The organism is Streptomyces sp. SCPE 10 (genome assembly GCF_051980735.1).
GTDB classification, from domain to species: Bacteria; Actinomycetota; Actinomycetes; order Streptomycetales; family Streptomycetaceae; genus Streptomyces; species Streptomyces misionensis.
The window spans coordinates 4,533,975-4,548,456 of sequence record NZ_CP197069.1; the positions used below are offsets into that span (position 1 = coordinate 4,533,975).

Consider the following 14,482-nt stretch of genomic DNA (forward strand, 5'->3'; position numbering starts at 1 on the left):
GGGCGTGACCCTGCCCACCTGGGAACTCGTCACCGTCGCCTGGCGTTGACCAGAGCGGGAGGGTCCACTGGACCGAAGGGTTCCCTGCTGTACCACTTGGAGGGCGTACCGTGCACCGCCGGCACAACGGGCTCAGGACCGCAGTACTCCTCGGGGGGCTGTCGGCGCTCATCATCGTCATCGGCAGCTTCTTCGGGCGCACCGGTCTGATCGTGGCGCTCCTGGTCGCCCTCGGGACGAACGCGTACGCGTACTGGAACAGCGACAAGCTGGCCCTGCGGGCGATGCGGGCCCGCCCGGTGAGCGAGTTCGAGGCGCCGGGTCTCTACCGGATGGTGCGCGAGCTGTCCACGCAGGCCCGCCAGCCCATGCCGCGGCTGTACATCTCCCCGACCGAGGCCCCCAACGCCTTCGCCACGGGCCGCAACCCGCGCAACGCGGCGGTGTGCTGCACCGAGGGCATCCTGCGCCTGCTGGACGAACGCGAGCTGCGCGGCGTCATCGGGCACGAACTGAGCCACGTCTACAACCGGGACATCCTCATCTCCTCGGTGGCCGGCGCGCTCGCCTCGGTGATCATGTTCCTGGTGAACTTCGCCTGGCTGATCCCGGTCGGCCGCTCGGACGACGACGAGGGCCCCGGACTCGTCGGCATGCTGCTGATCATGATCCTGGGCCCGCTCGCCGCCACGCTGATCCAGCTGGCCATCAGCCGCTCCCGGGAGTACGAGGCGGACGCGTCCGGTGCCCAGCTCACCGGGGACCCGCTGGCCCTCGCCGGCGCCCTGCGCAAGCTGGAGATCGGCACCCGGCAACTGCCGCTGCCGCCCGAGCCCCGGATCGAGACCGCGAGCCACATGATGATCGCCAACCCGTTCCGTCCCGGGCAGGGCGTGTCCAAGATGTTCTCCACGCACCCGCCGATGGCGGAGCGGATCGCCCGCCTGGAGAACATGGCGGGGCGTCGGCCCTGAGCCTTCCCGCTCCGGGCCGGGCCGCCCCGCGGCTCACAGGGCCAGCACCAGGCCCGCCCCCAGACCGCCGAGGCCGAGGGCGAGGGCCGCGTGCGGCCAGCCCCCTCTGCCCCAGGGCAGATAGTGGTCCAGGGCCAGCCGGCCGGGCCCGATGGCGGTGACGGCGAGGGCGACGGCGGCGATGCAGATGTTGTACTCCATCCCGCCCTTGTCGGCCCACAGCCCGTGGGCGGCGGTCACGGTGACCATGGCGTTGATCATCACGCCCACGATCGCCGCGGCCGCGAGCGGTGTGAACAGCCCCAGGGTGAGCCCGAGGCCGCCCAGGAGTTCGGAGAGGCCGCCGATGGCCGCGAAGAGCTTGCCCGGGCGGTAGCCCAGGGAGTCGAACCCCTTGCCGGTCGCGGTCAGCCCCTGGCCGCCGAACAGCCCGAAGAGCTTCTGGGCGCCGTGCCCGGCGAGCGGTAGACCGATGGCCACCCGGAGGAGCAGCAGCCCCCCGTCGGCGGCGGTCACGCCCGCGTGGCGGGCCTGTTCTCCGGCAGCGGGCGTGGTGGTCGCTGTCTCGGTGTGGTGCCTGGGCATCTGAGGACTCCGTACGGATGCCGGGTGTGCACTTCCCCCAAGCCTGGACAGGCGTCGCCCCCCTGTCTCCTGCCCCCGATGATTCCGGAGGGGCGGCGCCGGCGCACATCGATCAGCCCGGCCGCCCCTCACACGTCGGCGTTGTCGCGCTCGCATGTCGGCGTGGTTGCCCCCGGCACGCCGGAGCCGTCGCCCCGTGCGCCGTTCTAGCGGCCGCCGAAGGCCTGGTCCGTGGGTACGACCTCACGTCCCAGCGGCATCAGGGAGATCGGGACGAGCTTCAGGTTGGCCCAGCCGAAGGGGATGCCGATGATCGACAGGAACAGCGGGATGCTGGTGATCAGGTGCCCCAGCGCGAGCCACCAGCCGGCGAAGATCACCCAGATCACATTGCCGATGACCGACCCCGCACCGGCGTCCCGCCGCTCCACGGTGGTACGGCCGAACGGCCAGAGCACGAAACCGGCGATGCGCAGCGAGGCGATGCCGAACGGGATGGTGACGATCAGCACGAAGCAGATCAGCGCGGCGATCAGATAGCCGATCGCCATCCAGAGGCCGCAGCACACCAGCCACAGGATGTTGAGCAGCAGGTGGAACACCTTCATGATCGGCACCTCTCCAGGTCGCTCCGCCGGTCTTGCCTGCTGCCACAAGTATCAGCCGGTCGGGGTACGGGAGAGCACGGCGACGCCGTTGTAGCGGGATCGGGAACAATCCGGTACGAACCCGCGGGCAACCGCGTCCCGGACCCCCGGCGTCCTCCCTTCCGAGACGGCACGAAAGCGCGCCGGCGGACCGCCGATCTTCACGGAGATCTCACGCCGGCCACCGTGCGCGCAGGGCACGAAGGGGCAGGGATCGCGCTATGAGCATCATCGGTTGGATCATTCTGGGGCTGCTGGCCGGCGCCATAGCCAAGTTCCTGCTGCCGGGACGCGACCCCGGTGGCCTGCTCGGCACGACGGTCATCGGCATCGCCGGCGCGTTCATCGGCGGCTGGATCTCGTCCCGCTGGCTGCACCACGAGATCAGCAAGAACTTCTTCGACGGCCCCACCTGGGTCGCGGCCATCGGCGGCTCCCTGGTGCTGCTGATCGCCTACCGCCTGGTCTTCGGCAACTCCCGCGACTGATCCGGCACACCCCGGACGACCGGCCCCGGCAGCACGGAAGGGTGGGCTCCCGCACGGGACGCCCACCCTTCTTTCCTTCTCCCTAGCGGTAGTTCACGAACTGCAGCGCGAAGTCGAAGTCCTTGCCCTTGAGCAGGGCGATCACGGTCTGGAGGTCGTCGCGGCTCTTGGAGCTGACCCGCAGCTCCTCGCCCTGCACCTGGGCCTTGACGCCCTTGGGGCCCTCGTCGCGGATGATCTTCGCCACCTTCTTGGCGTTCTCCTGGGAGATGCCCTCCTGGATCGTCGCGAAGATCTTGTACTCCTTGCCGGACAGCTGGGGCTCGCCCGCGTCCAGCGCCTTCAGCGAGATGCCGCGCTTGATCAGCTTGGACTCGAAGACGTCGAGGACCGCCTTCACCCTGTCCTCGGAGTTCGCCTCCAGGAGGATCTTCTCCCCGGACCACGAGATCGAGGCGCCGACGCCCTTGAAGTCGTAACGCTGGGAGATCTCCTTGGCGGTCTGGTTGAGGGCGTTGTCGACCTCCTGCCGCTCGACCTTCGAGACGATGTCGAAACTGGAGTCGGCCATGTCCTGTGGCTCCTTGTATCGGGGTGCGTGTCGTGCGTACCGGCGTGTGCGGCGGCGGCCGCCGGGCCCGGCATCCTGCCGGGCCGCATCCGCACCAGCCTAGCCACCCCGGGACCCGAGAGCCGGAGATCAACCGGGTGGCGAAGCACCCCCGTGGATCGGGTATTGTTTACGTCGTTGCCGGGGAACACCGCCGCAAGCGGGTTCGATTGGCAGCAAACCCGGCGGTGTGCCCGAGCGGCCAAAGGGAGCAGACTGTAAATCTGCCGGCTCAGCCTTCCCAGGTTCGAATCCTGGCGCCGCCACACGGAGGGAAACCCCCTCTGATCAGGTCGATGACCTGGTCAGAGGGGGTTTCTCGTTGTTAGGCGGAGTTCGCCTCGTCGTGGACGGAGCGCGGCCGTTTCTTCCCCGCGCCGACCCGTCGTCCCAGGCCCCGGCCGTCGCCGTGCCCATGGTCGTCGGATGCCCACATGGGTCCACCCCACCCGGGGCTCGTCCGGAGGGTTCACTAGAATCGAACGGGTGAACGATTATGGAAGGCCGGGCCCGGACCGTGATCCGGGTGCGGGTGCGGCGGTGCCGCACCCGGACGATGCTGGAGCCATGACCGGCAAGCGACCCATCGTGGTGCATCTGCCCTCCCCGACCGGCGGTCGCCGGGTCCGGGTGGACGGGGAGATCCTCGGGCTCGCGCACAACGTGCGCGACCTGGTGGAATTCCTGCGCCGGGCGGGGCTGGACATCGAACCCGAGCAGGTGGCGGACTCCCCGTTGATCGACTGGCGCGGGGTGGGCCCCGAGCGCTGGGAGACGGAGTCGCGCACCTGAACCGGGCACACTGGCGGTATGTCCTCCCGACGCAGCACCTGCCCCGTGTGCCACCGTGAGATCGCCGTCGTGGCGGGCCGCTTCGCCCGGCACGACCCGCCCGGGGCCCGCGAGGGCACGCGGCTCGTCTCCTGCGAGGGGTCCCGGCGACAGGCCCGACTCGGGGCGGCGCAGCCCACGTTGGACGGCTATGTCGTACCCGAGTTCCCCGGTCAGCTGCCGCTGTTCTGAGGCGACGTCAGCTCGCCCCGCGCAGGCGTCAGTTGCCGGCCACCGACTTCACCGCGACCGACACCGGCGTCGAACCACTCGTCAGCTCCAGCGTCAGACCGGCCGTCGCCGACGTGTCCACCAGCTCCGCGAGTACGGCCGCCACGTCGTCGCGCGGAACCGTGCCGCGCCCGGTGTGCGCCTCCAGCCGGACCAGGCCGGTGCCCGCGTCGTCGGTCAGCGAACCGGGCCGCAGGATCGTCCAGTCCAGGTCCTTCTGGCGGGCCACATGGGCGTCGGCCTCGCCCTTGGCGCGCAGATAGACGTCGAAGACCTCGTCGCCCTGGTGCGCCGGGTCCGCGCCCATCGACGACACCACGACGAAACGGCGTACGCCCGCGCGCACGGCCGCGTCCGCGAACAGCACCGCCGCACCCTTGTCCACCGTCTCCTTGCGGGCCGTGCCGCTGCCCGGACCGGCGCCGGCCGCGAAAACCGCCGCGTCCGCGCCCCGCAGCCGCTCGGCGACCTCCTCCACCGACGCCGACTCCAGATCGAGCACCACCGGCTCGGCGCCGGCCGAGCGCAGGTCGTCGGCCTGCCCCGCCGCGCGGATGATCCCCGCGACCTCGTCCCCGCGCGCGGCGAGCAGCCGCTCCAGCCGCAACGCGATCTGACCGTGCCCTCCAGCGATGACAATGCGCATGCTTCCGACCGTACGCCCGAAGGTCCCTGCGCGCCGCACGGGTTGACCGCGGCCCCGGCCGGCCGGGCGCGCCCGCCGGCCCTACGGCGCCTCTCCCCGCCCCTGCCGAGGCAGCCCGGGTTCCGCGGCCATCGCCGAGTTGCGGTACTCGCGGACCGCGCTGGTACGGGCCACCACCCGGCCGTGGTGGATCACGATGCGGCTGTAGGCGAGGGAGAGGGCGCCGGGGAGGTGGTCGCCGCGCACGGCGAGGAGTTCGGCCGGGAAGCCCGCCTCCACGCTGACCCGGGGCAGGCCGAGCGCGGCCCGGGCGGAGGTGCTCACCGCGTCGTAGGCGTCCTCGGGGCCGAGGCCGTGGGCGGAGGCGAGGAGGTAGGCCGCCTCCAGGGGGTCGCCGCGGCCCACCGGGTTCGACACGTCCCGCAGAGCGCCGCTGCCGGCCGCCACCCGCACCCCGGCCGCCCGCAGCAGCCGTACCGGCGCCGTCCCCCGGCGGTCGGCGCCCGCGCAGCCGCCTTGGGGCAGGCACACCACCGTCACCCCGGCCGCCGCCAGCTGGTCGGCGGCGCGGGAGGCCATGTCGGCGGGCAGGTGCGCGAGACCGGCGCACGGCCCGATCGTCACGCCGGGGCGCAGACCACCCGCCATCGCCGCGAGCCGGGACAACCGCGCCGGGTCCGCCGCGTCGGTGTGCAGGTCCACCGGGCAGCCGTGCTCCGAGGCCACCTCCAGGACCGCCTCCACGTACCCCGTGGGATCCGGGTCCAGGTCCGGGCAGCCGCCCACCACCGCCGCGCCCATCTTCGCCGCGTCCCGCAGCACCGCCAGCCCGTCCGCGCCGGCCACCCCCGTCAGCAGCCGCGGCATCGCCACCGTCGTCAGCTCCGCGAGCCCGCGCAGCGCCCGCCGCGCCCGCAGCACGGCACCCAGCGCGCCCAGCCCCTGCACATCGCCCACGCGCACGTGCGCCCGGACGGCCGTCGCCCCGTGCGCCAGCTGTAGCAGCGCGGATTCCGTGGCCCTTCGCTGGACGTCGTCGGGGGCGTACGAGGCCGGGCCCGGGCGCTCGGCGGACAGGGCGGTGTCGCCGTGGGCGTGCGGCTCCGCCGGGGCAGGCAGCAGCAGATAGCCCGTCAGGTCGACGCGCTGCACGCCCGCGCGCGCCGGAGCCGACGCCAGGCTGCCCGCGGTGCCCACGGCCTCGATCCGCCCGCCGCCCAGCCGCACGTCCACGGTCCGTCCGTCGGTGAGCCGCGCCCCGCACAGCAGCAGGCCGCCCGGATCGTCCGGTCCCCGGGACCCGGACGGGCCCGAGGACCCCGACCAGTTCGACGGCGGGTGCGGCTGCGGCTGGCTGTCGGGCATCGCGCTCCAGGGAGGGCAGAAGGGGGGCGGGGGCCGGTGACCGGGAGACATCCCAAGATCACACAGGGCGGACCGAGCCTAGGGTGGCGAGCCGCGCGGATGGCGCAGGAGCGCAATAGTCATACCGGCGTGGCCCACGGCGCGGTGACCGTGCGTTCCCGCTCCCCGCGCCGGCGCGTCCGGCCCCCTCCGCCGCCGTGCCGTCGCACCCCCTCGGCCCCCCTCGCCGCACCCGCGGCACCCGCGCACCCGCACCCCGGCCGCCCGCCACGACGCGCGCCCGCAGCCGGGCGGATACGGATTTGGGCGAACGGCGGCGGACCGTGTAATGTCTTCATCGCTCGCCCCAATAGCTCAGTCGGCAGAGCGTCTCCATGGTAAGGAGAAGGTCAACGGTTCGATTCCGTTTTGGGGCTCTGGTGTGAGAGGTTCCCGTCGTAAGACGGGATCCGATCTCATCAAAGCGGTGTAGCTCAGTCGGTAGAGCAAGCGGCTCATAATCGCTGTGTCACCGGTTCAAGTCCGGTCACCGCTACTGACAGTAGCCGATTGTGGGGTCGGTCCTTCGATCGGCTACTCTTCTTGCGTTAAATAAGTCCATCCGTTCGTCCTAGGAGCACTCACGTGGCTGCCACCGACGTCCGCCCGAAGATCACGCTGGCCTGCGTGGAGTGCAAGGAGCGGAACTACATCACCAAGAAGAACCGGCGTAACAACCCGGATCGCCTTGAGATGAAGAAGCACTGCCCGCGTTGCAACGCGCACACCGCGCACCGCGAAACGCGATAAATAGGCTCGTTCGCGAGGCCGTCCCCTTCCGAGGGGGCGGCCTCGCGGCGTTCCCGCGGTCGGGCCCGGCTAGTTTGGGACCCTCACACCAGACATCAGGAGGTGCCGGGCCATGGCGCTCGACCAGTCCTTCGTGGGACGGACCTACCCGCCCACCGCCCCCTACGAGGTGGGCCGGGAGAAGATCCGCGAGTTCGCCGAGGCCGTGGGGGAGACCAACCCGGTGTTCACGGACCCGGAAGCCGCCAAGGCGTACGGGTACTCCGACGTGATCGCCCCCCCGACCTTCGTGTTCTCCATCACCTTCCGCGCTGCCGGCCAGGTCATCGAGGACCCCCAGCTCGGCCTGGACTACAGCCGGGTGGTGCACGGCGACCAGAAGTTCGCCTACCGCCGCCCGGTGCGCGCCGGCGACCGGCTCACGGTCACCTCGACCATCGAGGCGATCAAGTCCCTCGCGGGCAACGACATCCTGGACATCCGCGGCGAGGTGCACGACGAGGCGGGCGAGCACGTTGTGACCGCCTGGACCAAGCTCGTGGCCCGCGCGGCCGAGGAGGCGTGAGCAGCTGATGACCGCGAAGATCGGCTACGACGACGTCGAGGTCGGCACCGAGCTGCCGGCCCGGACCTTTCCCGTGACCCGCGCCACCCTGGTGCGCTACGCGGGCGCCTCCGGGGACTTCAACCCCATCCACTGGAACGAGAAGTTCGCCAAGGAGGTGGGCCTGCCGGACGTGATCGCGCACGGCATGTTCACCATGGCCGAGGCGATCCGCGTGGTCACCGACTGGCTCGGCGACCCGGGCGCCGTGGTCGAGTACGGCGTCCGCTTCACCAAGCCGGTCGTCGTGCCCAACGACGACCAGGGCGCCCTGATCGAGGTCAGCGGCAAGGTCGCGGCCAAGCTGGACGACAACACCGTCCGCGTGGACCTCACGGCGACCAGCGGCGGCCAGAAGGTGCTGGGCATGTCGCGGGCGGTCGTACGACTGGCCTGACGGCGGGCCCGCGGGCCCGCGGGTTCACGGCTGAGCGGTAGACGCAGCGGTAGACGTAAGGGGCGTCCTCCTGGCGGGGCGCCCCTTACGTTTCCCAGGCGGACCCATGGGGTTGTGCGATTAGTGATTGAGTACTAACTTACTTCCATGCCCAGGATGAGTGCGGAGGAGCGGCGCGAGAGCGTCGTCCGAGCGGCGATGGAGGAGTTCGGCCGAGGGGGCTACTACGGCACCTCCACCGAGGCCATCGCACAGCGGGTCGGCGTGTCGCAGCCGTACCTCTTCCGGCTCTTCCCGGGAAAGCGGGCGATCTTCCTGGCGGCGGCGGATCGCTGTATCCAGGACACCATCCGCATGTTCGAGGAGGCGGCCGAGGGGCTGGAGGGCGAGGAGGCCCTGCACGCCATGGGCACGGCCTACAAGAGGGCGATCGCCGAGCAGCCCTCGCGGCTGATGATGCAGATGCAGATGTTCCTGGCCGTCGCGGCCGCCGAGCAGGAGGGCGACCGGGAGTTCGGCGAGGCCGTGCGGGCCGGGTGGATGCGGCTGTGGGACGCCGTCCGTGTGCCGCTCGGCGTGGACGGTACGACCCGGTTCATGGCCCACGGGATGCTCATCAACTGCCTGGTCGCCCTCGGCTTCCCGGTCGGACACCGGGTGTGGGAGGGGCTGGACGTGGACCCGCTCCGGTGCGGACCGAGCGAACCGCAGGCGTAGGCAAAGCGCGGGACACCCATGGGCACACCCGCGTCCGCAAAAGTTAGTCAGTAATTACTAACCAACCGAACGGGACCTCATCCCTGGGGGAGCGATGTCACAGACCCGCGGAAGCGCCGCCTGGGCACTTCTCGTCACCAGCGTCGCCGGCTTCATGGCGGCCCTGGACAACCTCGTCGTCACCACCGCCCTGCCCTCGATCCGACAGGATCTCGGCGGCGCGCTGGACGACCTGGAGTGGACGGTGAGCGCGTACACGCTCACCTTCGCCTGCCTGCTGATGTTCGGCGCCGCGCTCGGCGACCGGTTCGGGCGCAGGCGGCTGTTCATCGCCGGGCTCACCGTCTTCACCGGCGCGTCCGCCGCCGCGGCGATGGCGCCCGGCATCGGCTCGCTGATCGCCGCCCGCGCGGTGCAGGGCGTGGGCGCGGCGGTGATGATGCCGCTCACGCTGACCCTGCTGACCGCGGCGGTGCCGGCGGCCAGGCGCGGCACGATGTACGGCATCTGGGGCGCGGTCAACGGCCTCGCGGTCGCCTCCGGCCCGCTGATCGGCGGCAGCCTCACCGAGCACGTGTCCTGGCACTGGATCTTCTGGCTGAACGTTCCGCTCGGCCTGCTCGTCCTGCCGCTGGCGCGTCTGCGGCTGGCCGAGTCCCACGGCACCGACGCCCGCCTCGACGTCCCCGGCACCCTGCTCGCCGGCAGCGGTCTCTTCGGGATCGTGTACAGCCTGGTCAGGGGCCCCTCCGACGGCTGGACGGACCCGGTCGTGCTGACCGCCCTGTCGGCCGGCGGCGTGCTCCTGCTCGCCTTCGTGGGCTGGAGCTCGCGGGCCGCGAACCCCATGCTGCCGATGCGCCTGTTCCGCTCCCGGGCCTTCTCCGGGATCAACGCGGCGAGCCTGCTGATGTTCGTCGGCATGTTCGGCTCGATCTTCCTGCTCAGCCAGTACATGCAGAACGTGCTGGGCTACTCGCCCACGGCCGCCGGGCTCAGGATGCTGCCGTGGACCGGGATGCCGATGCTCGTCGCCCCGATCGCCGGGTTCCTGTCCGACCGCGTGGGCGGCCGTCCGGTCGTCGCCGCGGGCCTGCTGCTCCAGGCGGCCGGCCTCGGCTACCTGGCCTGCGTGGTCACCGCGCACGCCTCCTACGCCGAGCAGCTGCCCGCCCTCGTCCTCAGCGGCGTCGGCATGGCCCTGTACTTCGCCCCGGCCGCCGCCCTGGTGATGTCCAGCGTGCGCCCGCGGGAACAGGGCATCGCCTCCGGCGCGAACAACGCCCTGCGCGAGGTGGGCGGCGCGCTCGGCATCGCGGTGATGTCCTCGATCTTCTCCGCGTACGGCGGCTACACCTCCGCCCAGTCCTTCGTCGACGGTCTACGCCCGGCCCTGATCACCGGCGCGTCCGTGGTCGCCCTCGCCGCGCTGGCCGCCCTGGTCATACCGGCCCGCGCCGGCAGCCCCCGCCCGGCACCGGCGGAACCGGCCGCACCGGCCCTGGAGGCCACGGCGGGCTGACCCCGGCACGCCACCCCGGAACACCTCGATCCCCCCCGACGGTCCGCCAGGGCCTCCACCGGGAGCAGTCCATGCCTCGACTCGGTGGCCCCGGCGGGCCGGAGCCGCGTGGTTCAAGACCACGTGCCGTACGCCCCGGCGGGCTGAGCCCTCAACCAAGCGTGTTTTCGGGGCGGTTACCACGATGGTGTGGTCCGGTCCCCGTCTTCGGCCTGTTCTTCCGGCCGCGCTCCTAACCTGGCGGGCCCGCCGTCGACAGAGGGAATGCGCCAGATGCGTCCGGAACGGTTCCAGGGCTGGCTGATCGACACCGTGAAGAACACGCCCGGTGTGAGCCGCGTCCAGTCCTTCGCCGAGGCCGGTGAGACCGACCTGCCCTTCGGTATCACCCTCACCCGCGGCGACCGTGAGGAGCGCTGGCAGATCACCCACCAACTCGGCGAAGGGGAGAAGCACGAGCACGTGGAGAAGGGGGTCGCGGACACCCCGTTCTCCGCCCCCGCCCCGAAGCCCGACGACACCGCGGACGCCTGGCTCACCGCGGCGATCGGCGCCGCCGAGTGCCCCGAGATCGCCCGCGTCGAACGCTGGGCCACCCGCCCCCAGGGCTCTTCACAGACGGGCCTCACGGTGTTCCACCACAACAGCAGCCGCAATTTCGTCCGCCCCCTGTAGGCCGCAGGCGGCCTTTTATGGCGGTGGACGGTCCGTCGTCGCATCCGTACGCTGAGTGGCCTGTCCGGACGGACCGAGCTGGGGGCGACGTATGAGCGACACCTGGGACGCGGACCGGAAGGCCCGGCTGGTCCGGCGCGTCGGGATCGCGCCGGCTGAGTTGGGTACGACCGGGGGACGGGACGGCTGCCCGGACATCTGGGAGCTGGACAACGGCGACTTCGCGGTCATCGGCCGCGACCTCACACACGTGTACGCCGAGGGCCTGCCCGACGACGCGGTGATCGGCGGCGGCGAACGCCTCGTGGTCATCCCACGGCTCACCCTGCTCGCGGCGAAGGCGCACATTCCGGATGCGTGACCTCCTCGACGCCTCCCGTGGCGAGAAGCTGGAACTGGACGCGTACCGCGAGGACTTCCGCAGCCGGGACTTCGCCGTGGACGGCTGGGACTCGTGGAAGCTGGAGCGCCGCCAGCACTTCCGTGAGCCGGGGGACCCGAGCTGGGAAGCCTTTGCCCGCGGGGACTGGCAGGAGGCGCTGCGGCTGATCGAGGCACAGCGGACCGGGCTGCTCGACCTGTCCCGGCTGGCCGCGCGACACCGATGCCGCCTGCTGCGGGTCCGCGTGGTGGAGCCGCCGCTCACCCCCTACCTGCACTGGGAACTGCACCTGCTGCGGGTGCGTGCCGAGTGCGGCGAACTGATCCGCGTCATCGGCCCCGACCACATCACGGCGTACGAGGACACAGGCCCCGTACCGGAACTGATCACGTTGAACGACGACACCGTCTACGAGATCCGCTACGACACGGAGGGCGTCCTCGAAGGCGCCGTGCGCTACGTGGACACGGCCACGAGGAACCGTGTGGCGGCACGGATCGAGAACCTGTACGCGCTGGGGGAGGACATCGGCACGTTCTTCGACCGCGACGTGGCCCACCTCGAACCTCCCCGCCGATGACCGGGCCGCACGGAAACGTCGACTCGTCGTTCTCCGGTACGGCCCGGGAGGTCGTACAGGCCCGCGACGTGCGGGGCGGGATTCACTTCCACGCCCCGGCGGCCGACCGCGCGGCACCACCCGTCCCGCGCCAGCTCCCCGCGGCGGGACGGGGGTTCGTCGATCGGTGCGCCGAGCGGGCGGCACTCGACCGGCTGCTCGACGACACTGCCGGCGCACGGGTGCTGCTGGTGACCGGCACCGCCGGTGTCGGCAAGACGTCTCTCGTGCTGCACTGGTCGCACACGGTCCGCGACCGGTTCCCGGACGGCCAGCTGTACGCCGACCTGCACGGCTACGATCCGCAGGCCCCGGCCGCCTACGAGCGGGTGCTCGAAGGCTTTCTGCTGGCGCTCGGCGCCCCCGCGGACACGATCCACGCCGACGGCGAATACATGGCCGCGGCCTTCCGCTCCCGGCTGGCCGGCCGCCGGCTGCTGCTGGTGCTCGACAACGCCGCCGGTGTGGCCCAGGTCAGGCCCTTGCTGCCGGGAACGCCGGGATGCCTGGCCATCGTGACCAGCCGGCACCGGCTGCCCGGCCTGACGATCCGGGAGGGGGCGCGGCGCCTCACCCTGGACGTGCTCGACCGCGACGGCTCGGTCGCCCTGGTCCAGGGCGTCGTCTCCGGCTACCGGGACGGGGACGATCCCGCCCAGGTGGCCGAACTCGCCTCCCTGTGCGCGCACCTGCCGCTGGCGCTCAAAATCGCGGCCGAGCGGGCCGCCGGACGACCGCTGATGCGTCTGGCGGATCTGATCGGCGAGTTGCGTGACGCGTCCGGACGGTGGGAAGCGCTGTCGGCAGACGGCGATGAGGAGTCCGAGGCGGTGCGTTCCGTGTTCACGTGGTCCTACCGGGCATTGCCGCAGGACGCAGCCCGGTTCTTCCGGCTGCTCGGGCTGCACCCCGGAGCCGACTTCAGCGACACGGCCGCGGCGGCACTCGCCGGGGTCGACGCGCGAACCGCCCGACGTCTGCTCGACGTCCTCGTCTCCGCGCACATGGCCGAGCAGACCGCGTCCGACCGCTTCCGCCTGCACGACCTGCTGCGCGCCTACGCCGCCGATCAGGCCGGGCTTCAGGAGGCGCCGCAGGAACGCGAGGAGGCACTGCGCCGGGTGCTGACCTGGTACCTGCACACCGCGGACGCGGTCCAGGCCCGTGTCGCACCGCAGGAGCCGCGCGTGGCACTGGTACCCGCCGGGGCGGGACCGCCCGCACCGCCGTTCGCCGACGCGGCACAGGCGATGCGGTGGTACGAGGCGGAACGGGACAACCTGGTGGCCGCCGTGCGGGCCGCCGCGAGTGGCGGCCTCGACCGGATCGCCTGGCAGCTGGCGGTGGTCCTGCGCGCCGTCTACATGACCAACAACCCGTTCCGGGACTGGCTCACCACCTCCCTGACCGGTCTGGAGGCCGCCCGGCGCGACGGCGATCGAGGCGCCCAGGCCGAACTCCACGAAAGCCTCGGCATGGCATACGCCCAGTCCCAGGACCTGACGGCCGCCGCGGAGCACTACGAGTCGGCACTGGCCCTGCGCCGGGAACTGCGCGACACCTTCGGCGAGGCCCTGACACTCAACGGCCTGGGACTGCTCGAACTGCGCCGGCGCAACCTCGACCGGGCGCAGGCGGCCCTCGAAGGCGGCAGGGCACTGTTCGCGGCCCTGGACGACCGGTTCTGGGAGCCCCGAGTGGCGGTCAACCTCGCGGAGGTGGAACTGGAACTCGGGCACCCTCGTAATACGGCCGGCCCGCTGCGCCGCGGGATCGAGGCGTTCAGGGCCCGCGGCGACCGACGCGCCGAGGGCAACGCCCTCAGGCTCCTCGCCGCGGCGGAACTCGACAGCGGGCACGCGGACGCCGCGCTGGCGCACGCGGAGGAGGCCGTGGCCATCGCCACCGAGATCCGCAGCGCGGCCACCGAGGCCTACTGGCTGCTGACCCTGGGCGACGCCCAACGCGCCACCGGGCAGCCCGCCCGGGCGCAGGACTCCTACCGGCGCGCCGCCGCGCTCCAGGAAGACCTCGGCGACCGCGCCCGCCAGGCCGCCGCCTGGGACGGCTTCGGCCAGGCATGCCTGCAACTGGGCCGTGCGGCGGAGGCGGCGGACTGCCACCGCCGGGCGGCGGAGACCTTCCGGGACCTCCGACTGCCGTGGGAGACGGCACGGACACTGGCGCACCTGGGCCTCGCCCTGGACCGCCTCCCCGCGCCCCGGGAGGCAGCCGACGCACGGGCCCGGGCGCTCCGCCTGCTCACGGAATTCGCCGACCCGCGCGCCCTACGGCTGCGGGACAGCCTGGTGGGCCACTCACCGCCCGGCCACACACCCCCATGACCACCCCCGCCCCCGCGGCACCCCACCCCGCTCGTCCGGCGTCGGCGGGCCGTTC

18 protein-coding genes and 3 tRNA genes are annotated in these 14,482 nt (G+C 72.1%); 16 read left to right on the top strand and 5 right to left on the bottom strand.

Annotated features, from left to right (window positions below; all coding sequences use genetic code 11):
* The first annotated feature begins 110 nt into the window (after positions 1–110).
* The gene (htpX, locus tag ACSP97_RS21045; RefSeq protein ID WP_355145382.1) at positions 111–974 is read left to right on the top strand and encodes a zinc metalloprotease HtpX; all 864 of its coding nucleotides are present in this window, start codon (positions 111–113) and stop codon (positions 972–974) included.
* A 33-nt stretch (positions 975–1,007) separates the two neighbouring features.
* Here the strand turns inward: htpX and ACSP97_RS21050 are convergent, their stop codons facing one another.
* Positions 1,008–1,559, bottom strand: coding sequence for a DoxX family protein (locus ACSP97_RS21050; protein WP_355145384.1), 552 nt, complete (start codon positions 1,557–1,559; stop codon positions 1,008–1,010).
* Positions 1,560–1,765: 206 nt separating this feature from the next.
* Positions 1,766–2,167: a YccF domain-containing protein gene (locus ACSP97_RS21055; protein ID WP_355145386.1), complete on the bottom strand. Its 402-nt coding sequence runs from the start codon at positions 2,165–2,167 to the stop codon at positions 1,766–1,768.
* Positions 2,168–2,427: 260 nt separating this feature from the next.
* On the opposite strand from ACSP97_RS21055, the gene ACSP97_RS21060 reads away from it, so the two are divergent.
* Positions 2,428–2,694: a GlsB/YeaQ/YmgE family stress response membrane protein gene (locus ACSP97_RS21060; protein ID WP_355145388.1), complete on the top strand. Its 267-nt coding sequence runs from the start codon at positions 2,428–2,430 to the stop codon at positions 2,692–2,694.
* Positions 2,695–2,776: 82 nt separating this feature from the next.
* Here ACSP97_RS21060 and ACSP97_RS21065 read toward each other — a convergent pair whose 3' ends face one another.
* Positions 2,777–3,265: a YajQ family cyclic di-GMP-binding protein gene (locus ACSP97_RS21065; protein ID WP_070026353.1), complete on the bottom strand. Its 489-nt coding sequence runs from the start codon at positions 3,263–3,265 to the stop codon at positions 2,777–2,779.
* 223 nt (positions 3,266–3,488) lie between these two features.
* Between ACSP97_RS21065 and ACSP97_RS21070 the strand changes: the two genes are divergently transcribed.
* The 3 genes from ACSP97_RS21070 to ACSP97_RS21080 all read left to right on the top strand — a co-directional run bounded on the left by ACSP97_RS21070 (position 3,489) and on the right by ACSP97_RS21080 (position 4,327).
* A tRNA-Tyr gene (locus ACSP97_RS21070) sits at positions 3,489–3,570 on the top strand.
* Positions 3,571–3,871: 301 nt separating this feature from the next.
* Complete coding sequence (locus tag ACSP97_RS21075; protein ID WP_355145390.1) at positions 3,872–4,096, top strand: hypothetical protein; 225 nt, start codon at positions 3,872–3,874, stop codon at positions 4,094–4,096.
* A gap of 18 nt (positions 4,097–4,114) precedes the next feature.
* On the top strand, positions 4,115–4,327 hold the full coding sequence (locus ACSP97_RS21080; protein ID WP_355145392.1) for a hypothetical protein: 213 nt from the start codon (positions 4,115–4,117) through the stop codon (positions 4,325–4,327).
* 28 nt (positions 4,328–4,355) lie between these two features.
* On the opposite strand, the gene ACSP97_RS21085 is transcribed toward ACSP97_RS21080, so the two are convergent.
* On the bottom strand, positions 4,356–5,012 hold the full coding sequence (locus ACSP97_RS21085) for an SDR family oxidoreductase (protein ID WP_355145394.1): 657 nt from the start codon (positions 5,010–5,012) through the stop codon (positions 4,356–4,358).
* Between the two features lie 81 nt (positions 5,013–5,093).
* A complete protein-coding gene (locus ACSP97_RS21090; RefSeq protein WP_355145396.1) occupies positions 5,094–6,377 on the bottom strand; it encodes a hydrolase in 1,284 nt (427 codons plus the stop codon).
* 343 nt (positions 6,378–6,720) lie between these two features.
* On the opposite strand from ACSP97_RS21090, the gene ACSP97_RS21095 reads away from it, so the two are divergent.
* The 11 genes from ACSP97_RS21095 (at position 6,721) to ACSP97_RS21145 (ending at position 14,427) form a co-directional block, all read left to right on the top strand.
* Positions 6,721–6,793, top strand: a tRNA-Thr gene (locus ACSP97_RS21095).
* Between the two features lie 46 nt (positions 6,794–6,839).
* Positions 6,840–6,912 (top strand) — tRNA-Met (locus ACSP97_RS21100).
* 89 nt (positions 6,913–7,001) lie between these two features.
* Positions 7,002–7,166 (top strand): 50S ribosomal protein L33, encoded by a 165-nt coding sequence (gene rpmG / locus ACSP97_RS21105; RefSeq protein WP_003948671.1) that lies wholly within the window; start codon positions 7,002–7,004, stop codon positions 7,164–7,166.
* 112 nt (positions 7,167–7,278) lie between these two features.
* Entirely contained in the window at positions 7,279–7,731 is a 453-nt protein-coding gene (locus ACSP97_RS21110) for a MaoC family dehydratase N-terminal domain-containing protein (RefSeq protein ID WP_074993004.1), read from the top strand.
* Between the two features lie 7 nt (positions 7,732–7,738).
* Positions 7,739–8,167, top strand: a complete 429-nt coding sequence (locus ACSP97_RS21115; RefSeq protein ID WP_355145398.1) for a MaoC family dehydratase — start codon at positions 7,739–7,741, stop codon at positions 8,165–8,167.
* Positions 8,168–8,314: 147 nt separating this feature from the next.
* Positions 8,315–8,884 (top strand): TetR/AcrR family transcriptional regulator, encoded by a 570-nt coding sequence (locus ACSP97_RS21120; protein ID WP_388295132.1) that lies wholly within the window; start codon positions 8,315–8,317, stop codon positions 8,882–8,884.
* A gap of 94 nt (positions 8,885–8,978) precedes the next feature.
* Positions 8,979–10,406, top strand: a complete 1,428-nt coding sequence (locus tag ACSP97_RS21125) for a DHA2 family efflux MFS transporter permease subunit (RefSeq protein ID WP_440553766.1) — start codon at positions 8,979–8,981, stop codon at positions 10,404–10,406.
* Positions 10,407–10,679: 273 nt separating this feature from the next.
* Positions 10,680–11,081 carry a hypothetical protein gene (locus tag ACSP97_RS21130; RefSeq protein WP_355324405.1) on the top strand — a complete coding sequence of 134 codons (402 nt, stop codon included), beginning with the start codon at positions 10,680–10,682 and terminating at the stop codon, positions 11,079–11,081.
* Positions 11,082–11,172: 91 nt separating this feature from the next.
* Positions 11,173–11,442: a hypothetical protein gene (locus ACSP97_RS21135; RefSeq protein WP_355145406.1), complete on the top strand. Its 270-nt coding sequence runs from the start codon at positions 11,173–11,175 to the stop codon at positions 11,440–11,442.
* The gene (locus tag ACSP97_RS21140) at positions 11,435–12,043 is read left to right on the top strand and encodes a DUF6879 family protein (protein WP_388311160.1); all 609 of its coding nucleotides are present in this window, start codon (positions 11,435–11,437) and stop codon (positions 12,041–12,043) included. The genes ACSP97_RS21135 and ACSP97_RS21140 overlap by 8 nt, the downstream gene beginning before the upstream one ends.
* On the top strand, positions 12,040–14,427 hold the full coding sequence (locus ACSP97_RS21145; RefSeq protein WP_440553770.1) for an ATP-binding protein: 2,388 nt from the start codon (positions 12,040–12,042) through the stop codon (positions 14,425–14,427). The genes ACSP97_RS21140 and ACSP97_RS21145 overlap by 4 nt, the downstream gene beginning before the upstream one ends.
* Positions 14,428–14,482 lie beyond the last annotated feature (55 nt).